Source organism: Sphingomonas immobilis (assembly GCF_030580995.1).
GTDB classification, from domain to species: Bacteria; Pseudomonadota; Alphaproteobacteria; order Sphingomonadales; family Sphingomonadaceae; genus Sphingomonas; species Sphingomonas immobilis.
In genome coordinates, this window is the sequence record NZ_JAUQSZ010000016.1 from 1 (window position 1) to 23,134 (window position 23,134).

Sequence of the window (23,134 nt, forward strand, 5' to 3'; positions counted from 1 at the left end):
CGCACCCCCCTCTCCCGCGCCCCCGCCCCCGCCCCCCGGCCCCCCCGCCGCCCCGCCTGCCCCGCCCCGCCGCCGCGTCGCCTCCGGCGCCCACGCCGCGCGCCCCCTCGCCGCCGCCGCCCGGCCCGCCGGGTCCGCCCGCGCCGGGCCCGCGCCCGTTCGGGAACAGCCCCTCCAGCGGGTTCGGTCCCTTGCCGGCACGGAACGCCTCGAACTCCTTCTGGATCTTGGACTTCAGCGGCACCGAGAAATTGACGCCCCAGCGCAGCTCGGACCGGCTCGTCTCGGCAAAGTTGATCGGCGTCAGGTCGACGCGGGTCAGATTGCCCGCCGCATCGCGGGTGAAGCGATTTGGGAACACCGCCGCGATCGCCGCCGTCGCGCCGGGGAAGCTGACGGTCGGGTTCTCGGTCCGCACATCGACATAGTTGGCGGAGAAGGAAATGTCCTTCGACGCCCACGGCTTCAGCGTCGCCTCCAGCTTGCGGGTATGCGCGCTGCTCGCCTTGAGCGACGGATTGCCGCCGCTGATCGTCGTCACATTGGCGGTCGTGCCGTTGACGTAATCGAACACGCGCACGTTGGCGGTGGTGATCTGCGGATTGCCGAGCTGCTGCGGCGTCGGCGCATCGTCGCGGTCGGTGGCGGAGGCGAGGATGCGCAACGCCGGGATCGGTGCCCAGTTGATACCGTAGCCGAGCGTCGTCAGCGTGCCGAAGTCGGAAAGCCGGTCGACCGCATAATTGAAATTGGCCGACAGCGTGCCGATCGCGCCCAGCACCTGTTTCGAGCGACTGGTCAGCGGCACGTCGATATTGATCTGCCCGCTCGCGATATCGCGCCCGACGTTGCCGCGCACATCGACGAGGTTGCGGACCGAGCGGCTGTCGAAGCTGTTGGTCTGCGCACCGATCTTGATGCTGGTCGAAACATCGCCCGCCGGGAGCTTGAACAGCGCGCCGCTCAGCAGGCCGTCGCCGGCCAGCGTCTGCGCGGTCGAATAGGCCTGATTGACCGGCGACGACCCGACCAGCCCGGCGAGCGGCCCATAGGGATTGGCGGTCGGATCGCCCGCGTTGAGCCGTGACTGGAACGTCGCCGCGTCGATGCCGGTATCGGTGAAAGTCTCGCTGTCGGTGCGGTCGAACGTGCCGATGAACGACCATTGCCACTTGCCGAGCGCGCCGTTGAAGGTCGCGCCGAGATGCCCGATCACCGACGAGTTCTTCTGGCTCAGCGGCAGGAACCCGTCCCGCAGAGCGCGGTCCAGCGTCACGTTGCTCGCGAAGGGCGAATACGGATTGCCCGCCGGGAGGCTCAGCGCGACGGTCGGCAGGCCCTGCAGCGACTGGCTGCTGGTCGCCTCGATCCGGCCGTTGAACGACGCGCTCGCCTTGCCGATCGACGTCGCATAGACGGCGTTGGCGACGAAATCGTTGCTCGACGGGATCAGCGTGCGATACGCGCCGAGGCCGCTGGTGTTCGCCGCGGTCGCGAAATTGCCGAGCGCGGGCCGCGTCGTCGCAGCGGACGCGGGCACGCCCAGCACGCTGCTGGTGCCGTCGCCGTTCGGCACGATGACGTTGCCGCCGATCGCGAAATTGCTCGGCGGCTGCACGATGCCGCGCTCGTCCTCGGTCAGCGCGGCAGTGTCCTTGTACGACAGGTGCAGGTTGGCGCGCGTGCCCTTGCCGATCTTGAGCACATCGACCTCGACCTGCGGCGTGTTGCTGCCGCCCGCCGTCGGCAACGTGTCGGTCAACTCGGTGGTCAGCGCGCGGAAGCGGCGGCGCAGCACGATGTTCACCACGCGCTGGTCGGCGCGGTAGCCGTATTTGAGCGCCACTTCCTCGGGCAGGATCTCGGCGCGCTGGATCGCCTCGGTCGGGATATCGCGGATCTCCGCGAAGCTCGAGATGCGCTTGCCGTCGAGCAGCACGACCGGAGCACCGCCGCTGCCGCGATCGCTGCGCGTCTGCGGCGCGAGTTCAGTAAGCAGGTCGGAGATCGAGTTGACGCCGTAGGAGCGGATATCGGCCGGGCTCAGCGTCAGTTCGGGCGGAATGTCGCCCTGCACCGATCCGGGCAACTTCTGCCCGCGCACGACGACTTCGCCGCCGGTCTCGTCATCCTCGGGCGCGGTCTGTTGCGGCGAAGGCGGCGCAGCTTGCGCGAGCGCGGCGACGGGCAGGCCGCCGAGAAGCAAAGTCAGCAGAACAGACGAACGACGCATACAGGCAATCCCCAAGAGACGATCGCCAAATGCCCGTCGATTGTCGCAAGATTATGCCAGTATCGGGATTATTGTGCGCCGCAACCTGTCGTGCGCGACGAATAGGTGATGGTCACGATCTTCCATGCGCCGTTTTCGCGCAGCAGGTCGAAATGGTTCACGCCGCAATGATGCGCCTGGCCGTTGATGCGAAAGACGAAGGGCGCCCACACCATCGCGATATCGCCGTCGATCTCGACCGCCGGATCGCTCATCGTCTCGCTCGCGCCGGCGGGACCGCTGGCGAAGGCGGCGACCAGCTCGCCGAGCGTGAGCCGCATGACCGAGCGCGTGCCGTCGGCATTCTCCTTGGCCGCGGTCAGCACGCCTTCGGGCCGCACCACCGATGCGCCCGCCTTCGGATCGTGCGTGCCGATCGCACCGAGCAGCGTCTCGACCGTCGCCAGCACCGCGGCGGTATCCTGTTCGGTATAGGGCACCGGATTGGCGGGCGGCAGTTTGTCGGTGGCTTTCTGCGGGGCCGCGAGCAGGGCGGCGGCAAGCAACAGGCTCATATATATTCCTTACGCGGGGATCATTTCCTTGAGCGGCACGCCTGCGTCGGCAAGGCGCGCCGGATCGATCGCCGCACCCGCCAGCACCAGCGCGCGGCCCTGGACATAATCCTTGGTCGCGTTGACGCAATCGAGCGCGATCACGCGGCCCGCCTTCAGATATACGACCGAGAAGCTGCGCGCCGCCACGTCGCCGCGCACGACGAGCGCGTCGTGCCCGGTCGAAAGCCCTACCGTCTGCAGGCGCAGATCATATTGGTTCGACCAGAACCACGGCACCGCTTCGTAATGAACCTCTTCGCCGACGATGGTCTTGGCGACGATGCTGGCCTGGTCGTTGGCATTCTGCACCGATTCCAGCCGGATCGTCGCACCATCGGCGAAGCGGTTCGAATGCGCCGCGCAGTCGCCGATCGCGAAGACATCGGGCAGGCTGGTGCGGCATTGCGCGTCGACCGCAACGCCGTTGCCACCCTCCGCGCCCGCGTCGATCAGCGGCGCCGTCGCCGGGATGATGCCGATGCCGACGATCACCATCTGCGCGGGCAGGATCTCGCCGTCCACAAGGCGTACGCCGGTCGCGGCACCGTCAGCCTCCTCGATACATTCGACGCCCACGCCCGTGCGCAGATCGACACCATGGGCGCGGTGCTCCGCCTCGTAGAAGCGCGACAGCGGTTCGCCGGCGACGCGCGCCAGCACGCGGTCGAGCGCTTCGAGCACCGTCACATGCTTGCCGAACTTGGTCAGCACCGCCGCCGCCTCCAGCCCGATATAGCCGCCGCCGATGACGACGACGCGCTCAACTTCTGGAAGTTCGCGCATAAGCTGGTCCACGTCGGCGCGGGTGCGCACCGCATGGACCCCCTTCAGGCTGTGGCCAGAGCAGACGAGTTTGCGTGGGGAGCCCCCCGTCGCCCAGATCAGCGTGCCGTAGCCGATCGTCTCGCCGCTCGCGGTCTCGATCGTGTGCGCGGCTGGCTCGACCTTCACGACGGCCGAGCCGAGCAACGTCGCCACCTCGCGCTCATCCCAGAATTTCGCAGGGCGGATCAGGATACGCTCGAATTCCTTGTCGCCCGCCAGATATTCCTTCGACAATGGCGGGCGTTCGTAAGGCAGCTCGGGCTCGTCGCCGATCATCGCGATCGTGCCCGCAAACTTGTTCTGCCTGAGCGCCACCGCGGCTTGCGCGCCGCCATGTCCCGCACCCACGATCACGACGTCAAAGCGCTTCAAGCCGTCCTCCATCCTGTCCCGCTCCTCTGCGGCACGATGCCCCTCATGTCGAGATGGCGCGTTTCTTCCGATTGGCGTAGCCCTTTCGCGATGAGCGAAGACCGATTCGAACGCCACCGCCAGCCCTGGACCACCGACGAGATCCAGAAGCTCCACACCCTTGCGAAGAAAGGCATGGCGCTCAAGGCCATCGCCAAGGCGCTGAAACGCAGCGAGGAATCCACCAAGGATCGCGCCAAGGCCGACGGGCTCACCATCGCCAAGCTGCGGTAAGCCCGAATCGGGCATGTTGCGCTGCAAAATTTGTAGAGTAAGGTCCGGAACGGAACGCGGTATCCGCATGTTTGGCCGTCCGTTGCGCAGCAGCAACGGCGATCGCATGGTCCGGGACGGATTTCGCGCTGGAGATAGAATGACGCCCGACCTGACTTCCCGTTCGCCTGCAGCCTTTCCGATTTTCCCAGCAACCCTCGCAATCCTGGTTTCCGCCGCTTTGCTGGCGGGCTGTTCGGGATCAGGCTCGCAGGGATCCGGCAGTACGGGCGGCGGCCGCAGAGGCCCGTCCGGCCCACCCGAAGTCGGCTATGTCATCGCGCAATATGCCAATGTCCCCGTCGTCACCGAACTCGCGGGGCGCACCACCGCCTTCGAAAGCTCGGAAGTCCGCCCGCAGGTTTCGGGTGTCATCTATCGCCGCTTCTTCACCGAAGGCACGCTGGTGAAAAAGGGCCAGCCGCTCTACCAGATCGACCCGAGCCTCTACCGCGCCTCCGCCAACCAGGCGCAGGCCAATCTTTCGAGCGCGCAGGCGCTGGCCGAAAGCTCGCGCATCAAGGCCGATCGCTACAAGCCGCTCGCGGATATCGAGGCGGTGGCGAAGCAGGACTACACCGACGCGCTCGCCGCATCGAAACAGGCGAGCGCGACCGTCGCGCAGCAGCGCGCGGCGCTCGACACCGCACGCATCAACCTGCGCTTCACCACCGTGCCCGCGCCGATCACCGGCCGCATCGGCCGCTCGCTGTTCACGGTCGGCGCGCTGGTGTCCGCCAGCCAGGCCGATCCGCTCGCCACGATCCAGCGGCTCGATCCGATCTTCGTCGATATCCAGCAATCGTCCGCCGACCTGCTGCGCCTGCGCAAGGCACTCGCCTCGGGCGGGGAGACGCCGGCCTCGGCCGCCGTCAAGCTGAAGCTCGAGGACGGCAGCGACTATGGCTATTCCGGCCGTGTCGAGTTTTCCGAAGTCGTGGTCGATGCCACCACCGGCACGGTGACGGTACGCGCGCAATTCCCCAACGCGCAGGGGTTGCTGTTGCCCGGCATGTTCGTCCGCGCCAGCTTCGCGCAGTCGATCGACAAGAACGCCTTCCTGGTCCCGCAGCAGGCCGTCGCGCGCACAGCCAAGGGCGAGGCGACGGTGTTCGTCGTCAACGGCAACAAGGCCGTGCTGCGCACCGTGACCGCGCCGCGCACGTCGGGCGCCAACTGGGTGGTGACGGCGGGCCTCAAACCCGGCGACAAGGTGATCGTGCAGGGCGTCGGCAAGACCAAGCCCAACCTTACCGTAAAGCCCGTCCCCGCCAGCCAGGCGCAAAAGATCGAGGCACCCAAGCAGGGCGCAGCCTCGTCGAAGGGCTGAGCGCGTGATCTCCAGGATCTTCATCGACAGGCCGATCTTCGCCTGGGTGATCGCGATCATCATCATGCTGGCGGGCATCGGCGCGATCTACTCGCTGCCGATCGAACAATATCCCGACGTCGCCCCGCCGCAGGTCAATATCCGCGCGACCTATCCCGGCGCCTCCGCGCAGACGCTGGAGAACAGCGTGGCGCAGGTGATCGAGCAACAGCTCACCGGGCTCGACGGGCTGCTCTATTTCAGCACGAGTTCGACCTCGCGCGGCCAGGTTACGATCAACGCCACCTTCCAGAAGGGCACCGATCCCGACATCGCGCAGGTGCAGGTGCAGAACAAGGTGCAGCAGGCGATCACGCGCCTGCCGCAACAGGTGCAGCAGCAGGGCCTGACCGTCACCAAGTCCAACCCGGACTTCCTGATGGTCGCCGCGATCTACGACACGACCGACCGCGTCACCAACCAGGACGTGTCCGATTATCTCGTGTCGAACATGCAGGATGCGCTCGGCCGTATCAAAGGCGTCGGCGACACCAACGTGTTCGGCGCGCAATATGCGATGCGCATCTGGCTCAACCCCGACAAGATGGCGAGCTACGCGCTGATCCCGAGCGACGTCACCACCGCCATCACCGCGCAGAATGCCGAGGTCGCCGCCGGCGAGATCGGCGGCGCGCCGAACCCGCCCGAACAGGTGCTGGACGCGACCGTCACCGCGCAGTCGCGCCTGTCCACGCCCGAGCAGTTCCGCAACATCGTCATCAAGACGCAGCCCGACGGATCGGCGGTGCGCGTCGGCGATGTCGCGCGTGTCGAGCTGGGTTCGGAAAGCTACGGCGTCGTCAGCCGCTACAACGGCCATCCCGGTGCCGGTTTCGCGATCAGCCTGGCACCCGGCGCCGACGCCATGTCGACCGCCGAGCTCGTCAAGGCCGAGTTCGCGCGGCAATCCAAGAATTTCCCGCACGGCTTCGCTTACGCCTTCCCGCAGGACTCGACGCTGTTCATCAAACTGTCGGTGGACGAGGTCGTCATCACGCTGATCGAGGCGATCATCCTCGTCGTCATCGTGATGTTCGTGTTCCTGCAAAGCTGGCGCGCGACGCTCATCCCGACGATCGCGGTGCCGGTCGTGCTGCTCGGCACCTTCGGCGTGTTCGCGCTGGCCGGCTTCTCGATCAACACGATGACGCTGTTCGGCCTCGTGCTGGCGATCGGCCTGCTCGTCGACGACGCGATCGTCGTGGTCGAGAATGTCGAGCGCCTGATGGACGAGGATCCCGACCTGTCCCCGCGCGATGCGACGATCAAGTCGATGGACGAGATCACCGTCGCGCTGGTCGCGATCGCGCTGGTGCTGTCGGCGGTGTTCCTGCCGATGGCGTTCTTCGGCGGATCGACCGGCGTCATCTACAAGCAATTCTCGATCACGATCGTCTCGGCGATGGTGCTGTCGGTGATCGTCGCGCTGGTGCTGACGCCTGCGCTCACCGCGCACATGCTGAAGCGCCGCAGCGAAGAGGAGCGGCAGAAGGCGCGCTCCCATGCCTTGTGGGGCATTCCCGCCTGGTTCGGGCGGCAATGGGAAAAATTCACCGGCTGGTTCAACGATGCGTTCGCCAGGACGACCGATCGCTATGTCGGCGCGGTCGGCACGGTCGTCGATCGCAAATGGCTGTTCCTGCTGATCTACGCGGGCGTCGTCGCGATTCTGGCGATCATGTTCATGCGCCTGCCGACCGGGTTCCTGCCGACCGAGGATCAGGGCATCGCGCAGTTGCAGTATAATCTCGCGCCCGGCGCAACGATCAACAGCACGATGATCGCGCAGAAGGAGATCGAGAAATACTTCCTGACGCAGGAGAAGAAGAACGTCTCCGGCCTGCTGACGATCGCGGGCGGCGGTGGCGGCGGCGCGGGCGGCGGCCAGAATGCGGGCCGCGGCTTCGTCGCCCTGGCCGATTGGGACAAACGTAGCGGCGCTGCCAACGGCGCGCCCGCCATTACGCAGCGCGCGACCAAGGCGCTGGGCGGTTTGCGCGATGTCGAGTTCTACGCGATCCAGCCGGGCGCGGTGCGCGGCCTGGGCCAGGGCAACGGCTTTACGCTCGAGCTGCAGAATACCGGCGGCATGAGCCGCGTCGAGTTCAAGGCCGCGCGCGACAAACTGCTCGCCGCCGCGCGCGCGGACAGCCGCCTTTCCGCCGTGCGCCCGACCGATCTCGACGACCAGCCGACGCTCAAGGTCGATGTCGATCCGCTCAAGCTCAGCACGCTCGGCCTCACGCAGGCCAACGTCAACGCGACGCTGTCGACCGCCTGGGGCGGCAGCTACGTCAACGACTTCAACGATCGCGGCCGCGTGAAGCGCGTCTATGTGCAGGGCGACGCCGAATATCGTTCCGAACCCGAAGACATCGGCAAATGGTTCGTGCGCACGTCGACGGGGACGATGGCGCCCTTCTCCTCGTTCGCGACGACGAGCTGGGCGACCGCGCCCAACTCGCTCGCGCGTTTCCAGGGCATTTCGTCCTACGAGATTTCCGGCCAGTCCGCGCCGGGCCAAAGCTCGGGCGAGGCGATGAACATCATGACCGAACTCGCCGCCAAGATTCCGGGCACCAGCGTCGCGTGGAGCGGCCTGTCCTATCAGGAGCGGCTGTCGAACGGACAGGCGCCGTACCTCTACGGCATCTCGCTGCTCGTCGTGTTCCTGTGCCTTGCCGCGCTGTATGAAAGCTGGTCGATCCCGGTCGCGGTGCTGCTTGTCATTCCTCTTGGGCTGGTCGGCGCGGTGTTCGCCGTCACGCTGCGGGGCTTGCAGAACGACGTCTATTTCCAGATCGGCCTGCTGACGACGATGGGCCTTGCCTCCAAGAACGCGATCCTGATGATCGAATTTGCCGAAGCTGCCGAAAAGCAGGGCAAGCGCGTGATCGAGGCCGCGCTGGAGGCCGCGCGGATTCGTCTGCGCCCGATCCTGATGACGAGCTTCGCCTTCATCTTCGGCGTGCTGCCGCTGGCGATCTCGACCGGCGCGGGCGCGAACAGCCGCGTCGCGATCGGCACGGCAGTGATCGGCGGAATGCTGACCGCGACGATCCTCGCGATCTTCTACATCCCGCTGTTCTTCGTGCTGGTGCGGCGCGGCGTGCGCGACGGGATGAAGGCGGTGCGATCGCGCCTGCATCACGACGATCCGCACCACGAAGAGCCCAAGCCGGAGGGCGCAGCATGAGGCACGTCGCCCCCCTGATCGCGCTGGCGCTTCTCGGCGGCTGCACGATGGCACCGAAATACGTGCGTTCCGCAACCCCGGTGCCCCCGGCATGGCCTGCGGGCGATGCCTATGCCAAGGCCGATACCGCGCCGCTTCCCGCGATCGGCTACCGCGACATCTTCCGCGATGCGCGGTTGCAGCGGATCGTCGAGCAGGCGCTCGTCAACAATCGCGACCTGCGCGTCGCAGCCGCCAATATCGCGGCGGCGCGCGCGGCGTACCGCATTCAGCACGCGGACCTGTTCCCCACCATCGATGCCGCAGCCAGCGACACCTACCGCAAGAACAGCGGCGCGGGCGTCAACAACAATGGCGGCGCGGCGGGCAGCATCGCCAACACCACCAGCGTCAGCGTCGGCACGACCGCGTGGGAAATCGACCTGTTCGGCCGCATCCGATCGCTCAACGACGCCGCACTGAACCGCTATTTCGGCACCGAGGCGGGGGCCGCTGCAACGCGCCTCACGCTGGTCGGCGACATCGCCACCGCCTGGCTCACCTACGCCTCCGACAAGAGCCTGCTCGCCATCGCCGAGCAGACCGCGGCAAACGCGAAGCAGAGCGTGACGCTGACCGGGCGGCGGCTGTCGGGCGGCATCGCGCCGCGCACCGATCTCGACCAGGCGCAGATCGTGCTGCGCACCGCCGAGTCCGATCTCGCGCAGCAGAAGACGGCGCTCGCGCAGGACGTCAACGCGCTGCAACTGCTGGTCGGCGCGCCGGTCGATGCGGCGCTCCTCCCCGCCTCGATCGAGGAAGCGGGCAAGAGCGTCGCCGAACTGCCCGCCGGGCTCGATTCGCGCGTGCTGCTGCGCCGTCCCGACGTGCTGCAGGCCGAATACGAACTGCGCGCCACCAATGCCGAGATCGGCGCGGCGCGCGCGGCCTTGTTCCCGACGATCTCGCTGACTGCGCTGGCGGGGTTCAGCAGCACCGCGCTGTCGAACCTCTTCACGGGCGGCGCGTTCAACTATTCGGTCGCGCCGAGCGTGAACTATCCGATCTTCCGCGCAGGCGCGGGCCGCGCCGGGGTGCGACAATCCGAGGCGCAGCGCGATGCCGCGCTCGCGACGTACGAAAAGGCGATCCAGACGGCGTTCCGCGAGGTTTCCGACGCGCTCGCAAGGCGCGGCACGATCGCCGATCAGCTGAAGGCGCAGGCCGATCTGGTCGCCTCGTCGTCGGACAATTACAAACTCTCCGACGCGCGCTACAAGGGCGGCATCGACAGCTTCCTGCAGAGCCTGACCGCGCAGCAATCGCTCTATTCCGCCCGCCGCACGCAGGTCGCGACGCAACTCGCCGCGGAGACCAACCTGGTTACGCTCTACCGCACACTCGGCGGCGACGCCTCCCTCGACGTGGCACCGGGCGACACGCGGCCGGTGCCCACGTCCCAATAGATTCCGTTCGCCCTGAGCGAAGTCGAAGGACGTGTCCCGAACACGTGCTTCGACTTCGCTCAGCACGAACGGTTATTGGGACTACTTCTTCGGCGGCACCACGACTTCGCGGCCGAATTGCAGGATCAGCTCGCCGATCTCGCGCGCCTGCGTCATCGATCGGCCGCCCTGTTCGCGGATGAAATCACCCTGGATCTTCATCACCTCGGACAGATCTTTAGCCTCCGCCGCCGCGCGCATCGCCGCGAAGGCCTGGCGCGTGTTGGTCTCGGCCTGGTCGAGCATCTTGAGGCCGAGCGTCGATCCGCCGTCGACGAATTTCTCGGCGGATTCGCGCGCAGTCTCGCGCATCGTTTCGGCGGCCTTGCGGGCGGGTTCGGTGAAGTCTTTGAGGTCAGCCATCGGACATCTCCTGCGGACGGACGCCGGCGTTCGTCGCCGGTCATCGCTGGCGCGAGCATATCACTTGGCGGCCCGACAGCAACGTGAACACGCTCCCCCGCAACGTTTCTTTACCGGGCGCTAACCATGCGCGTGCGACGGTCGGGGCCAGCAACGGAAATACCGCCTTGGCCGATACGAAGATCCTGCCGCCGCCCGTCCCCGTGTCGCTCGCCGCCGCGCTGGTGTTCTATGTGCTGTTCTGGCCGATCAACATGCAGGACATGGGCTATGATTACGTGCCCTGGCTGTCGCATATCATCGCCAAGGGGCCGCTGAACGCCTTCTCCGTGCCGTTCGCGGCCTATACGCCGCCCTATCTCTATCTGCTCGCCATCGTCAGCCCGCTGCACGACCTGTTGCCGCTGGCGACTTTGGTGAAGCTCGTCTCGCTCGCCGGAACGGTAGCGCTGGCGGCAAGCCTGTGGCGGCTGCTGACGACGCTCGAGGCGCCGCACGCCGCGCGCTGGGCCGCGCTCGTGCTGGCGCTTCCCACCACGGTCCTCAACGCCGCCCTGCTCGGCCAGAGCGATGCCTTGTGGGCCGCCCCCTGCCTGATGGCGCTCGACGCCGCGATCCGCCGCAAGCACGGCGCGATGCTGCTGTGGTGCGGCCTCGCGCTCGCCTTCAAGATGCAGGCGGTGCTGTTCGCGCCGTTCGTGGCTGCGGTGCTGATCAACCGCAAGGTCAACCCGGCGCTGTGGCTGCTCGCGCCGCTGGGATATGCGGCGGCGATGTTTCCGGCCTTCGCGCTCGGCTGGCCTGCGCGTGACCTGGCGCTGATCTATTTCCGTCAGGCGACGACCTTTCCGGGCCTGTCGCTCAACGCACCCAACATCTGGTTCGTGGTCGAGGGCGTGGCGCCGCGGATCGCCCCCACGCTCTCGGGCCTCGCCGTCGCCAGCGCGGCGGTGGCGAGCGCTCTCTACGTCGCACGCTTCTCCGCGCGGATGCCGGCGGGTGCGCGGATGCTGCCGGTCGCCTTGCTCGCGACGCTGATCACGGCAGGGCTGCTGCCGCACATGCACGAACGCTATTTCTTCCTCGCCGACCTGATCGCGCTCGGCTGGGCGATCGTCTCGCAGGAACGGCGCGCGTGGGCTGCCGCGCTGCTGATCCAGGCGGGGTCGACGCTGGCGCTCGGCAGCTACGTGTTCGGCGCGTCGTGGCTGGTGGCGATCGGCTTCCTCGCGATGGCGACCGCCACCGTGCTGGTCCTCGCACCGATCTTGAAGCCCCTCGCGGGCGACAATCCCCTCATGCTGCGCACGCTCCGCCGCGCCCCGCTGCACGAACGCCCGACGATGTGATAGCCCTGCTCCCCTTCGAGTCGGGGGATTTGGCATGGCGATCTTTTCAGGCAACGGCCGCGAGGCGGCGAACGGCACGGGCGCAGTGACGCCGGTGCCCGAACCCGCCTATCAGCCGCCCGCCCCCGCGACCAAGCGCAGCGCCTTCTCCGTGCTCGGCCCCGACATCGTCATCACCGGCAGCATCTCCGCGACCGCCGACCTGCATGTCGACGGCCGGATCGAGGGCGACGTCGATTGCGCCTGCCTCGTCCAGGGTCCGCAGAGCAGCATCAAGGGTGCGATCAAGGCGGAGAAGGCGCGGCTCGCCGGCCGGATCGAAGGATCGGTGCGCGCACGCCACCTGACGATCGAACGCGCCGCGCGGATCGACGGCGACGTCGAATATGAAGCGATCGCGATCGAGACCGGCGCATCGATCAACGGCCGGCTCAAGCATCTCGCGCAGGAAGTCATCCCGGGGCCGTCGCCCAAGCCGCTGGTGCTTTCGACGGTCGCGCCCGAGGACGACGTCGCGGCTTAGCCGCCGGCGGCGGAGATCACCGCCTGCGCGTGGAGCATGTCCACGAAGAAGACGATCCACATCGCCATCAGCACGAGCGCCGACAGCGCATAGGCCGCCGCGCGCCACGTCACCACCTTCGGGCCGATGTGGATGAAGCTGTGGATAATTCTGAGGATGACATACACCCAGGCCAGCACGATCTGCAGGTGATCGGCCTGCCGCGTGATCAGCAGCAGCGGCACCAGCGCGAAATACAGCAACGGCATCTCGAACAGGTTGCGGTAGTTGTTCGCCGGCATTTCGACCGGCTCGAAATAGCGCATCGCCGCCTCGGTCGTCGCGAAATCACTGTCGCGCGGCGGGTTGGCGCGGGTGTGGCGCCCGCGCTGATAGAACATCACCACGAACACCACGAAGATCAGCGCGACCAGCGCGAAAGTCGGCCACAGGATTCCGATCGGCATCGTCTCTCTCCCCCGTTGTTATTGCGGCGCGGGTGCGCCGTCATTCCAGTCGAGCATCGCGGCATAGCCCGGCGGCGGCGACGGCAGGCTGCGGCGCGCCATCGTGCCCGGCACGATCACCGCCGCGAGCAGGGCGATGCCGACGTAGAGCGTCCGCCGCTTCGGCATCGCCTCCGCCGCCAGCAGGATCGCGGCGAGCAGCGACGCGATCATCGGCCAGAGGTGATAGCGCAGGTCCGACGCGATGCTCACCACCGCGAAGCTCGCCTCCAGCGCCAGCGCCGACACCGCGAGCACCACCGCCAGATCGCCGAGCGGCGTGCGCCTGCGCCCCTGCGCCGCCGCCAGCACAATGCCCGCGACGACGATCCACACGATCGGCCAGCCGAGCGCCGTCTCCGCCATCCAGCCGCCCGCCGCCGCGAGGGTGCGCGCGACCGGCGCGGGCGAGGCGAGCCCGGCATTGTTGGGCTCCGATCCCGCCGGAGGTGCTGCCGAGGTCCAGCCCGCCGGCACGATCCACCGCAAGGTCGCATTGAGATGCGCGAGCCGGTGCCGCGCATAGGCGACGGGGTGCAGCAGGATCGCATCGATCCAGGCGCGGTGAAGCGCGCCGGAACGGTCGCCCTCGTACCGCGCGGCGATCACGCCGCAGCGCGACGGGCTGCCGAGCGGATCCCAGAAGAACGGCTGATAGCACCGCTTCTCCGCGATCAGCGCGCGATCCTCGGGCGTCAGCACCGCGCCGCCGAAATGGGCGATGCCCGCAAGATCGAACAGCGGCAGCGTATGCGTCACCCCCGTCACCTGCGCAGCCAGCAGGCGGTGGTTGATCGCGGGCGACACCGCCAGCACCGCGGCCACGCCCACGCCGATCGCGAAAGCGCGCCCCCACCACCGGCCCCACCAGCCGTCCCGTCCCGGCAGCAGCAGCACGCCGAGCGGCACGACCGCGAACACCGCGTTGGTCCGCACCAGCATCGCATAGGCCAGCAGCACCGCCGCCCCCACCCCTGCCGCGACCGGCACGCGCTGGCCCGGCAAGCGGCACCACGCCACCAGCCCCACCGCGCTCAGCATCGCGCCGAGCATCTGCGTGTCCTTCAGCACCGCGATCTGCCACGCGGCGAACAGCGGCAGCGCACCCGCGACGATCACCGCCGCCGCCGCGCGCGGCCGCCCGGCGCGCGCCAGCCCGCCCGCGATCAGCCCGAACCCGGCCCAATATGTCACAACCTGCAGCACCAGCAGTGGCGCGGCGCCCCCGCCCAGCGGCAGCAACAGCGACCACAGCCGGGCCATCACCGGCGGATGCCAGTCGTCGTACACGCCGCTCAGCGCCTGCGTGTACTGGACGACCGTGTCGTACATCGACACGCCCGGCCAGCCGAGCCAGAGCAGCCCCGCGCACAGCAATGCCGCCGCCAGCAGCGGCAGCCGCCCGATCATTTGCACGAAAGCGGCAGGAAATCCGCGCGCGGCACGCCGCCGACGGTGAACAATCGCTCAGCCGGGAACTTCACCGTCATGCCGCTCGCCGGCAGCGTGAAATCATAGACCGCGCCGCGCAGCCCCGCCATGCGCGTGCCGCAGACGCGCTTGCCGAGCGCGGCGAAGCCGATCGCCATCCCCTCGCCCATGCTGCCGGTCCAGCGGCCGACGCGCACCGTCACCGGCCCCGCATGATATTTGCCCGCGCGCGGCAGCACCTGTTCGGCCCATTGCCGCGCGATCCCCGTCTCGCGTTCCTCGCTCGGCAGATTGTGGACCTGATAGGGGCTGGCCTTGGTGACGAACCAGCCCATCACCGCACGCGCCACGCTCGTGTTGCCGCCGCTCGGCGTGTCGGTGAGGTCGATCGTCACCGGCGCGTTGGCCGGGATCGCCGCCATCGCCGCATCGAACGCCGCGATCGTCGCGGCATCGCCGAGGCTGTTGTTGATGCGGATCGTCGTGCCGTCGGTGGTCAGCGTCGGCTGATCGACATGGTCGTCGTAGAGGCTCGGCAGCGTGAGCGTCTTTGCTCCGCCAGTGCCCGAAAGCGTCAGCACGCGCGGCTGGTGCCGCCGCCCTGCCGCCAGCACGCGCGCGCCATAAGGTCCGCGCTCGCCCGCCGCGTCGAGCCCGATCCGCCCCCAGAAACCGGTAAGCGCCTGGTCGATCGGCACGCCGCCCACCGCCACCAGCTTCTCGCCGACCGTGACGCCCGCCTTCGCCGCCGGGCTGTCGGGCCGCACCGCGTCGATCACATAGCCGCCCGCCCCGCGCACGATCCAGAGATCGGCATAGGTCGGCACCAGCGCATAATCGTCCTTGAACGAGCTGCCGGTGATGGCGTGATGATCGGCCAGCGCGGTGATCGCATCCTCGGCGTAGCGCAGCAGGCTGTCGCGGTCATGGACCGCATCACGCTCCGCCGCGAGCTGCGGAGAGGCCGGTGCCTTCCCGTCGGGGAAACGGTCGAGATAGGCGTAATTGTCGGCGATGAGCGTATCGAGCGCCTTGGCGTCGCTCGCATAGCCCGCCGGGGACGGCTCCGCCGCGCCGAGCAAGCCCGGCGCGGCCAGTAGAATGAGAGTCCCCCAACCCCGCATCACGCATCCCCGTATCAGATATGCAGCGCCCGCCCGTATGCGCCCAGCACGCTCTCGTGCATCATTTCGCTGAGGGTCGGGTGCGCGAACACCGTCTCCATCAGCTCGGCCTCGGTCGTTTCGAGCTGACGCGCGATGACATAGCCCTGGATCAGCTCGGTCACTTCCGCGCCGACCATGTGCGCGCCGAGCAGCTCGCCGGTCTTGGCGTCGAACACCGTCTTGACGAAGCCCTCCGCCTCGCCGAGCGCGATCGCCTTGCCGTTGCCGATGAAGGGGAATTTGCCGACCTTAACCTCATGGCCCGCCTCCTTGGCCTTGGCCTCGGTCAGGCCGACGCTCGCCACCTGCGGACGCGAATAGGTGCAGCCGGGGATGTTCCACGTCTCGAAGGCGTGCGGCTTCTCGCCCGCGATCGCCTCGACGCAGACGACGCCCTCGTGGCTCGCCTTGTGCGCCAGCCAGGGCGGCCCGGTCACGTCGCCGATCGCGTAGAGCCCCTCGACGTTGGTGCGGGCATAGCCATCGACCTTGATATGCCCGCGGTCGGTGGCGACGCCGAGCGCCTCCAGCCCGATATTCTCGATATTGGGCACGATGCCGATCGCGACGATGGCGTGGCTGAACGTCTCGGTCGTGACCTTGCCGTCCTTGCCTTTCAGCTTCGCGGTTACGCCCTTGCCGTCGGTGTCGAGCGCCTCCAGCCCGGTGCCCGTCAGCAGCGTGATGCCCTGCTTGGTCAGCGCCTTGTCCATGAAGGCGCTGACCTCCTCGTCCTCGACCGGCAGGATGCGCGGCAGCATCTCGACGATCGTCACGTCGGCGCCCATGTCATTGTAGAAGCTGGCGAACTCGACGCCGATCGCGCCCGATCCGATGACGAGCAGCTTGGTCGGCATCTCCTCGGGCACCATCGCGTGGCGATAGGTCCAGATGCGCTTGCCGTCGGCCTTGGCGAAGGGCAGGTCGCGCGCGCGCGCGCCGGTCGCGACGATGATGTGCTTCGCCTCCAGCTCGGTCGTCTTGTCGCCCTGCTTGACGCTCAGTCTGCCTTTGGCCGTGAGCGTGCCGGTGCCTTCGTAGACCGCGACCTTGTTCTTCTTCATCAGCCCTTTGACGCCCATGTTGAGCTGGCCCGCGACCTTGCGGCTGCGCTCGACGATCTTCGTCAGGTCGAAACCGGGCTTCTCTACGGTCAGGCCGTAGTCGGCGGCGTGGGTGATGTAGTGATAGACCTCCGACGTGCGCAGCAGCGCCTTGGTCGGGATGCAGCCCCAGTTGAGGCAGATGCCGCCGAGCCGCTCGCGCTCGACGATCGCGGTCTTGAGGCCGAGCTGCGCGGCGCGAATCGCCGCGACATAGCCGCCCGGACCGGACCCGAGGATGACGAGGTCGAATGTGTCAGGCACTGGCGGTTCCTTCGATCTGCAGCGTAGCGTTGGTGATGGCCCGGGGGCGGCCATCTTCCCCCATCGCGACGAGTGTGAAACGCCCCTGCGCGGCGCGCTCGGTGCCTTCGCCGTGGCGGTCGCGGCGCCACACGGCGACGGCGACCGTCATCGAACTGCGGCCGGTGGCGACGATATCGGCGTGAAAGCTCACCTCGTCGCCGATGCGCACGGGGGCTGTGAAGCTGAAGGCGTCGGCCGCGACGACGGGCGCCTGCGCGCCGCTGTGCCGCGAGGCGACCGATCCGGCGGCGAGCGCCATCTGCCCCATCAGCCAGCCGACGAAGATATTGCCGTACGGGTTCGCGTCCGCCGCCATCGCGGTCGCGCGGATCGCCGGTGCGGTTTCGGGGGCCAAGATCTCAGACCTTTCAGCCATCATTGTGAATCGTCTGCACGCGACCGGCGCGATCGGCACGCCAGGCGCGACGGATCGGCCCGATCTGCAACAATACCTCGATCGCCATCGCGGCGAAGGCGATCGGCCATACCGTCCGGCTGATGCCGCCCACCGCCCAGGTCGCGGCGCAGGCGATCACCACCGCGACGCTGAGCCCGAGGGCAAGGAACAGCACTTCGACGATCGTGCGGCGCACGCCGGCCTCACGCCAGCATGGCGAGCGGCGCTTCGACCAGCGCCTTGAACGCCGCCATCAGTTCGGCACCGTCCGCGCCGTCGATCGCGCGGTGATCGAAGCTGCCGGTCGCCGACATGACGGTGGCGATGCCGAGCGCGCCGTCGATCACATAGGGCCGCTGCTCGCCCGCGCCGATCGCCATGATCATGCCCTGCGGCGGGTTGATGACCGCCTCGAACTGTTTGATGCCCATCATGCCCATGTTGGACAGGCTGGCGGTGCCGCCCTGATATTCCTCGGGCTTCAGCTTCTGCTCCTTGGCGCGCGCGGCGAGGTCTTTCATCTCGGTCGAGATCGCGGCGACGCCCTTGGTGTCCGCGCCCTTGATAATCGGCGTGATCAGCCCCGACGGCACGCTCACCGCAACCGAAATATCGGCGCGACTGAAGGTAATGAGCTGGTCAGGCGTGAACATCACATTGCACTTGGGCACCTGCATCAGGCTGACGGCGAGTGCCTTGATGAGCAGATCGTTGACCGACAGCTTCACGCCGCGCGCACCGAGCCCGGCATTGAGCTCGCCGCGCAGCTTCAGCAGAGCGTCGAGGCGGATATCGACCGTGAGGTAGATATGCGGGACGGTCTGCTTCGATTCGGTCAGGCGACGCGCGATCACCTTGCGCACGCCCGAGAGCTTCTCGGCGGTGTGGGGAATGTCGGGTACGCCCGCGACCGGCGCCGACGGCGCCTTGTCGGGCGCGGAAGTGGCGGGGGGCGCTGCAACCTTGTCCGCAGGCTTCTCGGCGGGCGCCGCGCCCGGCGACGCGCCGTCGAGATCGGCCTTGACGATACGGCCATTGGGGCCGCTGCCAGTCAGGGCCGCGAGATCGATATTCTTTTCGGCGGCCAGCCGCCGCGCAAGCGGGCTTGCGTTCGTACGACCAGTGGGCGGGGCGGGACGGGGCCGCTGGCCCACTGCGACCGCCTCGGCCGGCTTGGGCGCTTCGGCCTTCACGGGCTGCGCCTTGGCCAGTTCTTCCTTCTTGGGTTCTTCCTTGGAAGCCACTTCCTTCTCCGGCGCTGCCTCTTCGCCCTCGCCGTTCAGCGTCGCGATGACGGTGCCGACCTTCACGCCTTCGGTCCCGGCGGCGACGGTCAGCTTCCCGATCGTGCCCTCATCGACCGCTTCGAATTCCATCGTCGCCTTATCGGTCTCGATCTCGGCGAGGAGATCGCCGGACTTGACCGTATCGCCCTCCTTGACGAGCCACTTGGCCAGCGTGCCTTCCTCCATCGTCGGCGACAACGCAGGCATCTTGATCTCGATGGGCATGAAGACGTCCTTGCAGTCGATTCCTGGGGCGCACCGTCTCTCGCGCTCCAACCCGTTCCGGTCAAGACCATGCACTTGCGCTGGCGGCGTACCCGCGCCACCTATCGCGCCGTGGGAGCGGAAACGATGCGCGTCTATCTGGTGGTAATCGACAATAGTCCCGAAAGCGCAATCGCGCTGCGCTTCGCCGCGCGCCGCGCCGCCAAGACCGGCGGCGGTGTCGAAATCCTGACCATTATAGAGCCGCAGGAATTCATTGCGTTCGGCGGCGTGCAGGCGACGATCGAGGAAGAGGCGCGGCTGCATGCCGAGGGTCTTGTCGCCGGCGCCGCTGGCACCATCGTTGAGGAATCGGGTTTGCGGCCAGCGATTACGGTGCGGCAGGGCGACGGGCCGAAGGTCATCCGTGAGATGATCGCTGCCAATCCCGATATCGCAGCGCTGGTGCTTGGGGCGGCGGCGACCGGCGCACCGGGACCGCTGATCGCGCATTTTTCCGGGCATGACGCAGGATCATTGCCGATCCCGCTTATGATCATTCCCGGCTCGCTCGACCGCGACGCGATCGACCGGCTGAGTTGATCGGGATCAAACGATCAGGCTGACGCCGTAAACAATCACCGCCCACATCGCGATCGAGATGGGGAGCGCGTACGCGATACCGCGCATCGCGCCGGGATGGCTCTTCTTGGTGTCGAAGTAGTTTCCGTGGGCGACCAATTGATGTTTCATGTCACTCTCTCCTGGGGACATTAACCCTTACGTCATCCGCCTTGTTCCCTCCGAATCGCGGCGTCAACCATGTTTTTCTTCGTAAAAACAAGGCTTTATACTGCACCGCAGCAAATAGCGTGCCGACAGGGAGCCGCCCGCGGATTTTTTTCGTGTCACGCCAATGAAATGAGTCCCTCTTTGCTCTGCGGCGACGCAATAGCGCGACTCCTGCGTCGCACACGGCAAATGTAAAAAAATTCGACACGTGCCGCGCCTTGAAGCGCCGGCGCGATCCCGGCACCATGCGGCGATGCGCTCCCTCCCCCTGTTCGCCGGGCTCGCCGCCCTTGTCGCCACCTCTCCCGCGCACGCAAAGGAAGCGCCCGACCCGGCGCGACTGAAGGCCTCCGTCGAGAAGCTCGTGAGCTTCGGCACGCGCCATACGCTGTCGTCGCCCGACGATCCGGTGCGCGGCATCGGCGCGGCGCGGCGCTGGGCGGGCGGCGAGCTCACCCGCATCGCCGATGGCTGCGGCGGCTGCATCACCGTCGCCAATGTCGCCAAGACCTTCACCGGCCCGCGTGCGCCGAACGGCGTCGAGATCGTCGACGTGCTCGGCTTCCAGCAGGGCACCGAGCCCAAGCGCGTCATCATCGTCGGCGCGCATATCGACAGCCGCGTATCCGACGTGATGGACGCCACGAAAGACGCGCCCGGCGCCAACGACGATGCATCGGGCGTGGCGCTCGTGCTGGAGGCGGCGCGCATCCTGTCGAAGGAGAAATTCCGCGCGACCATCGTCTACGCCGTCTTTTCAGGCGAGGAGCAGGGCCTGTTCGGCGGGCAATTGCTGGCGGACACGGCGAAGGAAAAGGGCTGGACCGTCTCGGCGATGCTCAACAACGATATCGTCGGCAATACGATGGGGCAGAACGGGGTGCGCGTCGCGGACCGGGTGCGGGTGTTTTCCGAAGGCATCCGCGCGGCGGAGGACGGCCCCGCGCAGCTCGCGCGGCGCGGCAACGGCGGCGAGGACGACGGCCCCTCACGCGCGCTCGCCAAGGCTGTCGATGGCGTCGCGGCGGCGATCCCCGGCGGCATCGACGTGTTCGTCGACCGGCGGCCCGACCGTTTCGGACGCGGCGGCGATCACGAGCCGTTCCTGAAGGCGGGCTATCCGGCGATCCGCTTCTCGGTCGGCGCGGAGAACTGGACGCAGCAGCACCAGGATCTGCGCACCGAAGGCGGCGTGCAATATGGCGATACGATCGACAAGATGGACTTCCCGTATCTCGCCAAGGTGACGGCGATCAACGTCGCCACGATCCGCCGCCTCGCCTCGGCCCCCGCTGCGCCATCGGGCGTGACGGTCGGCGGCGCGCTCAGCTTCGACACGACGGTGACGTGGCAGCCGGTCGAGGGGGCGACGGGATATCGCATCCACTTGCGCCGCAACGATACGCAGGACTGGCAGAAGGCGATCGACGTGCCTGCGACCGAAACGTCGCGCGTGCTGAAGGACACGATCGTCGACGATCATTTCTTCGGCGTCGGCGCGGTCAGCGCGGACGGGGCGGAGAGCCTCGTGACGTTCGCCGGCCCGGAGCCGCGTAAGTAGACTTCGGCCTTCGCCGGGGAACAGGTGCGGCGCGATCGACGCATAAAAACGGGCCGGGGATCGCTCCCCGGCCCGCTCACTCCCCCCGGAGTAGCTCGTTCAGCTGCCGCAGACGCACTCGACCTTGGGCTTCGGGCGCCACTTGCGAACCGGCTTGCGCCAGACCTTCTTGGCGACGTAGCGCGTGCGCTCGACATATTCGGTCGTCGTCGTGGTGACCGACGGGGCCGACTGCACCACCACCGTCGTGGTCGTCGCACCCGGATAATAATAACCGCCGGCATAATAGCCGCCGGTCGAATAGGTCGTCACGCCACCGTTGGTCGTGATCGGCGGCAGCGGCTGATAGCCGGGGCCGCCCGGCGCGGGATAGCCGGCACGCGGGCCGGGGCCGTAGCCGGGCGCGGGATATGCTGCACCCTGATCGTAGCCGTCATCGGCGTAACCGCCGTCGGCATAGCCGTCCCAGTTGACGCCGCCGACATAGTCACGGACGCGGCCGCGCGTGTCGATCAGCACCGCATCGTCGTAATAGCGGCTCCAGTTGTAGCCGTAAGGCGGCGGCGCGAGGCCGTAGAGGCCGTAATCGCTGATGAAGAAGCTCGGCGCGATCCAATAGCTCGGCAGACGCCAGCCGCGGCTCGGGCGGCGATAGGCGTTCCAGCCGCCCGGCGCGTTCCAGCCACCCTGCCAGCGACCGCCGGTCATGCCGCCCCAGCGCGACCCGCCGCGCCAGCCGCCGCCGTTCCAGGTGCCGCCGCCGGTGTTGCCGCCGCCATGCCACTGGCCACCGCCGGCGTTGGAGCCGCCGCCATGCCATTGGCCGCCACCGTTGGACCCGCCGCTCCAGCTACCGCCGCCGGTCGTGCCGCCGTGCCACTGGCCGCCGTTGGCGCCACCGCTCCAGCCGCCGGGACGGCCGGGCGCGGGCATTCCCGGGCGCGGCATCTGCGGGTTGGGCATCGGGCGCATCGACGGCGCGGGCATCGCCGGGCGCGGCATCGACGGCGCGGACATGCCGGGGCGCGGGAAGCTCGCGCCGGCGCCGCGGATCGTCTGCTGCGCATCGGCGGGCATCGCACCGGCAAGGGCGGCTACCGCGACGGCGGCGATCGTAAGGCTTCGCATCGACACTTCACTCCCGTTGAGCCGCAGCGACAGGCCGCGCGCCCTCATAAGATTAACGTATCGGATACCTTTTCGGACGGTTTTCCGCCATCTTTATGCTTGGTTAAGGAGTGTCCCAGAACAGGTCAGCGCACGGATCAGCCCGCGAGCCGCGGCGCGATCAGCCGCACGAGCGCCTCGCAGCCTGCCGCGTCGCCTGCATCGAAGCGCGCGGGCAGCGGGCTGTCGAGATCGAGCACGCCGAGCAGCGCGCCCTGATACACGATCGGCACGACCAGTTCGGAGCGGCTTGCCGCGTCGCAGGCGATATGGCCGGGGAAGGCGTGGACGTCCTCCACGAGCTGCGTTTCCAGCGTCGCGGCGGCCGCGCCGCACACACCCTTGCCGACGGGGATGCGGATGCACGCCGCCTTGCCCTGGAACGGCCCGAGCACAAGTTCGCCCCCCACCATCCGGTAGAAGCCCGCCCAGTTGAGATCGGGCAGATATTCCCAGAGCAGCGCCGCCATGTTGGCCATGTTGGCGATGGCATCGGGCTCGTCCGCCGTCAGCGCATCGAGCGCGGCGGAGAGATCGCGGTAGAGTTCGGTCTTGGAAGCGGTGGCGATGTCGAAGGCGTACATGGGAAGCTCCGGTTTCCCCCGATATGGCGG

At 67.8% G+C, this 23,134-nt stretch carries 22 protein-coding genes; 8 read left to right on the plus strand and 14 right to left on the minus strand.

Annotation, left to right across the window (positions count from 1 at the left end; all coding sequences use genetic code 11):
- From Q5H94_RS18845 to Q5H94_RS18855, 3 genes are all read right to left on the minus strand, one after another.
- On the minus strand, positions 1-2,233 hold a 2,233-nt coding region (locus tag Q5H94_RS18845), incomplete at its 3' end, for a TonB-dependent receptor (RefSeq protein ID WP_304562800.1).
- A 68-nt stretch (positions 2,234-2,301) separates the two neighbouring features.
- Positions 2,302-2,787 carry a nuclear transport factor 2 family protein gene (locus Q5H94_RS18850; RefSeq protein WP_304562801.1) on the minus strand — a complete coding sequence of 162 codons (486 nt, stop codon included), beginning with the start codon at positions 2,785-2,787 and terminating at the stop codon, positions 2,302-2,304.
- 9 nt (positions 2,788-2,796) lie between these two features.
- Complete coding sequence (locus tag Q5H94_RS18855; protein ID WP_304562802.1) at positions 2,797-4,026, minus strand: NAD(P)/FAD-dependent oxidoreductase; 1,230 nt, start codon at positions 4,024-4,026, stop codon at positions 2,797-2,799.
- Positions 4,027-4,116: 90 nt separating this feature from the next.
- Between Q5H94_RS18855 and Q5H94_RS18860 the strand changes: the two genes are divergently transcribed.
- From Q5H94_RS18860 to Q5H94_RS18875, 4 genes are all read left to right on the plus strand, one after another.
- Positions 4,117-4,299: a hypothetical protein gene (locus Q5H94_RS18860; protein ID WP_033967126.1), complete on the plus strand. Its 183-nt coding sequence runs from the start codon at positions 4,117-4,119 to the stop codon at positions 4,297-4,299.
- A gap of 139 nt (positions 4,300-4,438) precedes the next feature.
- The gene (locus Q5H94_RS18865; protein WP_304562803.1) at positions 4,439-5,668 is read left to right on the plus strand and encodes an efflux RND transporter periplasmic adaptor subunit; all 1,230 of its coding nucleotides are present in this window, start codon (positions 4,439-4,441) and stop codon (positions 5,666-5,668) included.
- A 4-nt stretch (positions 5,669-5,672) separates the two neighbouring features.
- Positions 5,673-8,903 (plus strand): efflux RND transporter permease subunit, encoded by a 3,231-nt coding sequence (locus tag Q5H94_RS18870; RefSeq protein WP_304562804.1) that lies wholly within the window; start codon positions 5,673-5,675, stop codon positions 8,901-8,903.
- Complete coding sequence (locus Q5H94_RS18875) at positions 8,900-10,348, plus strand: efflux transporter outer membrane subunit (RefSeq protein ID WP_304562805.1); 1,449 nt, start codon at positions 8,900-8,902, stop codon at positions 10,346-10,348. Before Q5H94_RS18870 ends, Q5H94_RS18875 begins: the two co-directional genes overlap by 4 nt.
- A gap of 81 nt (positions 10,349-10,429) precedes the next feature.
- Here the strand turns inward: Q5H94_RS18875 and Q5H94_RS18880 are convergent, their stop codons facing one another.
- Positions 10,430-10,750 carry a phasin family protein gene (locus Q5H94_RS18880; protein WP_304562806.1) on the minus strand — a complete coding sequence of 107 codons (321 nt, stop codon included), beginning with the start codon at positions 10,748-10,750 and terminating at the stop codon, positions 10,430-10,432.
- A 167-nt stretch (positions 10,751-10,917) separates the two neighbouring features.
- Between Q5H94_RS18880 and Q5H94_RS18885 the strand changes: the two genes are divergently transcribed.
- Positions 10,918-12,099, plus strand: coding sequence for a hypothetical protein (locus Q5H94_RS18885; RefSeq protein ID WP_304562807.1), 1,182 nt, complete (start codon positions 10,918-10,920; stop codon positions 12,097-12,099).
- A 34-nt stretch (positions 12,100-12,133) separates the two neighbouring features.
- Entirely contained in the window at positions 12,134-12,622 is a 489-nt protein-coding gene (locus Q5H94_RS18890) for a bactofilin family protein (RefSeq protein WP_304562808.1), read from the plus strand.
- Here Q5H94_RS18890 and Q5H94_RS18895 read toward each other — a convergent pair.
- The 7 genes from Q5H94_RS18895 to Q5H94_RS18925 are packed head-to-tail and all read right to left on the minus strand — an operon-like array spanning position 12,619 to position 19,021.
- Positions 12,619-13,068 (minus strand): MAPEG family protein, encoded by a 450-nt coding sequence (locus Q5H94_RS18895; protein ID WP_304562809.1) that lies wholly within the window; start codon positions 13,066-13,068, stop codon positions 12,619-12,621. The two genes, Q5H94_RS18890 and Q5H94_RS18895, sit on opposite strands and share 4 nt — an antisense overlap.
- Before the next feature lie 18 nt (positions 13,069-13,086).
- Positions 13,087-14,517 (minus strand): hypothetical protein, encoded by a 1,431-nt coding sequence (locus Q5H94_RS18900; protein WP_304562904.1) that lies wholly within the window; start codon positions 14,515-14,517, stop codon positions 13,087-13,089.
- Positions 14,514-15,662 (minus strand): PDZ domain-containing protein, encoded by a 1,149-nt coding sequence (locus tag Q5H94_RS18905; protein ID WP_304562810.1) that lies wholly within the window; start codon positions 15,660-15,662, stop codon positions 14,514-14,516. The genes Q5H94_RS18900 and Q5H94_RS18905 overlap by 4 nt, the downstream gene beginning before the upstream one ends.
- Before the next feature lie 14 nt (positions 15,663-15,676).
- Positions 15,677-17,071 carry a dihydrolipoyl dehydrogenase gene (lpdA, locus tag Q5H94_RS18910; protein WP_304562811.1) on the minus strand — a complete coding sequence of 465 codons (1,395 nt, stop codon included), beginning with the start codon at positions 17,069-17,071 and terminating at the stop codon, positions 15,677-15,679.
- Entirely contained in the window at positions 17,064-17,492 is a 429-nt protein-coding gene (locus Q5H94_RS18915) for an acyl-CoA thioesterase (RefSeq protein ID WP_431312196.1), read from the minus strand. Before Q5H94_RS18915 ends, lpdA begins: the two co-directional genes overlap by 8 nt.
- Positions 17,482-17,706 (minus strand): hypothetical protein, encoded by a 225-nt coding sequence (locus Q5H94_RS18920; RefSeq protein ID WP_304562813.1) that lies wholly within the window; start codon positions 17,704-17,706, stop codon positions 17,482-17,484. Before Q5H94_RS18920 ends, Q5H94_RS18915 begins: the two co-directional genes overlap by 11 nt.
- Positions 17,707-17,713: 7 nt before the next feature.
- A complete protein-coding gene (locus Q5H94_RS18925) occupies positions 17,714-19,021 on the minus strand; it encodes a pyruvate dehydrogenase complex dihydrolipoamide acetyltransferase (RefSeq protein WP_304562814.1) in 1,308 nt (435 codons plus the stop codon).
- Positions 19,022-19,147: 126 nt separating this feature from the next.
- Here Q5H94_RS18925 and Q5H94_RS18930 point away from each other — a divergent pair, with 126 nt between their 5' ends.
- A complete protein-coding gene (locus Q5H94_RS18930; RefSeq protein WP_304562815.1) occupies positions 19,148-19,603 on the plus strand; it encodes a universal stress protein in 456 nt (151 codons plus the stop codon).
- 6 nt (positions 19,604-19,609) lie between these two features.
- Here the strand turns inward: Q5H94_RS18930 and Q5H94_RS18935 are convergent, their stop codons facing one another.
- A complete protein-coding gene (locus Q5H94_RS18935) occupies positions 19,610-19,753 on the minus strand; it encodes a hypothetical protein (protein WP_304562816.1) in 144 nt (47 codons plus the stop codon).
- Positions 19,754-20,045: 292 nt separating this feature from the next.
- On the opposite strand from Q5H94_RS18935, the gene Q5H94_RS18940 reads away from it, so the two are divergent.
- Positions 20,046-21,353, plus strand: a complete 1,308-nt coding sequence (locus tag Q5H94_RS18940) for a M28 family metallopeptidase (protein WP_304562817.1) — start codon at positions 20,046-20,048, stop codon at positions 21,351-21,353.
- Between the two features lie 99 nt (positions 21,354-21,452).
- On the opposite strand, the gene Q5H94_RS18945 is transcribed toward Q5H94_RS18940, so the two are convergent.
- Together Q5H94_RS18945 and Q5H94_RS18950 are read right to left on the minus strand one after the other, a co-directional pair.
- The gene (locus tag Q5H94_RS18945; protein WP_304562818.1) at positions 21,453-22,481 is read right to left on the minus strand and encodes an RcnB family protein; all 1,029 of its coding nucleotides are present in this window, start codon (positions 22,479-22,481) and stop codon (positions 21,453-21,455) included.
- A 137-nt stretch (positions 22,482-22,618) separates the two neighbouring features.
- Positions 22,619-23,104, minus strand: a complete 486-nt coding sequence (locus tag Q5H94_RS18950; RefSeq protein WP_304562819.1) for a GAF domain-containing protein — start codon at positions 23,102-23,104, stop codon at positions 22,619-22,621.
- Positions 23,105-23,134 lie beyond the last annotated feature (30 nt).

Bases quoted from the DNA above. Each gene is read 5' to 3' on its own strand.
- Q5H94_RS18850 (WP_304562801.1), bottom strand. From the start codon at position 2,787: ATGAGCCTGTTGCTTGCCGCCGCCCTGCTCGCGGCCCCGCAGAAAGCC.
- Q5H94_RS18860 (WP_033967126.1), top strand. From the start codon at position 4,117: ATGAGCGAAGACCGATTCGAACGCCACCGCCAGCCCTGGACCACCGAC.
- Q5H94_RS18865 (WP_304562803.1), top strand. From the start codon at position 4,439: ATGACGCCCGACCTGACTTCCCGTTCGCCTGCAGCCTTTCCGATTTTC.
- Q5H94_RS18875 (WP_304562805.1), top strand. From the start codon at position 8,900: ATGAGGCACGTCGCCCCCCTGATCGCGCTGGCGCTTCTCGGCGGCTGC.
- Q5H94_RS18880 (WP_304562806.1), bottom strand. From the start codon at position 10,750: ATGGCTGACCTCAAAGACTTCACCGAACCCGCCCGCAAGGCCGCCGAA.
- Q5H94_RS18890 (WP_304562808.1), top strand. From the start codon at position 12,134: ATGGCGATCTTTTCAGGCAACGGCCGCGAGGCGGCGAACGGCACGGGC.
- Q5H94_RS18895 (WP_304562809.1), bottom strand. From the start codon at position 13,068: ATGCCGATCGGAATCCTGTGGCCGACTTTCGCGCTGGTCGCGCTGATC.
- Q5H94_RS18900 (WP_304562904.1), bottom strand. From the start codon at position 14,517: ATGATCGGGCGGCTGCCGCTGCTGGCGGCGGCATTGCTGTGCGCGGGG.
- Q5H94_RS18905 (WP_304562810.1), bottom strand. From the start codon at position 15,662: ATGCGGGGTTGGGGGACTCTCATTCTACTGGCCGCGCCGGGCTTGCTC.
- Q5H94_RS18915 (WP_431312196.1), bottom strand. From the start codon at position 17,492: ATGATGGCTGAAAGGTCTGAGATCTTGGCCCCCGAAACCGCACCGGCG.
- Q5H94_RS18925 (WP_304562814.1), bottom strand. From the start codon at position 19,021: ATGCCCATCGAGATCAAGATGCCTGCGTTGTCGCCGACGATGGAGGAA.
- Q5H94_RS18930 (WP_304562815.1), top strand. From the start codon at position 19,148: ATGCGCGTCTATCTGGTGGTAATCGACAATAGTCCCGAAAGCGCAATC.
- Q5H94_RS18935 (WP_304562816.1), bottom strand. From the start codon at position 19,753: ATGAAACATCAATTGGTCGCCCACGGAAACTACTTCGACACCAAGAAG.
- Q5H94_RS18940 (WP_304562817.1), top strand. From the start codon at position 20,046: ATGCGCTCCCTCCCCCTGTTCGCCGGGCTCGCCGCCCTTGTCGCCACC.
- Q5H94_RS18945 (WP_304562818.1), bottom strand. From the start codon at position 22,481: ATGCGAAGCCTTACGATCGCCGCCGTCGCGGTAGCCGCCCTTGCCGGT.
- Q5H94_RS18950 (WP_304562819.1), bottom strand. From the start codon at position 23,104: ATGTACGCCTTCGACATCGCCACCGCTTCCAAGACCGAACTCTACCGC.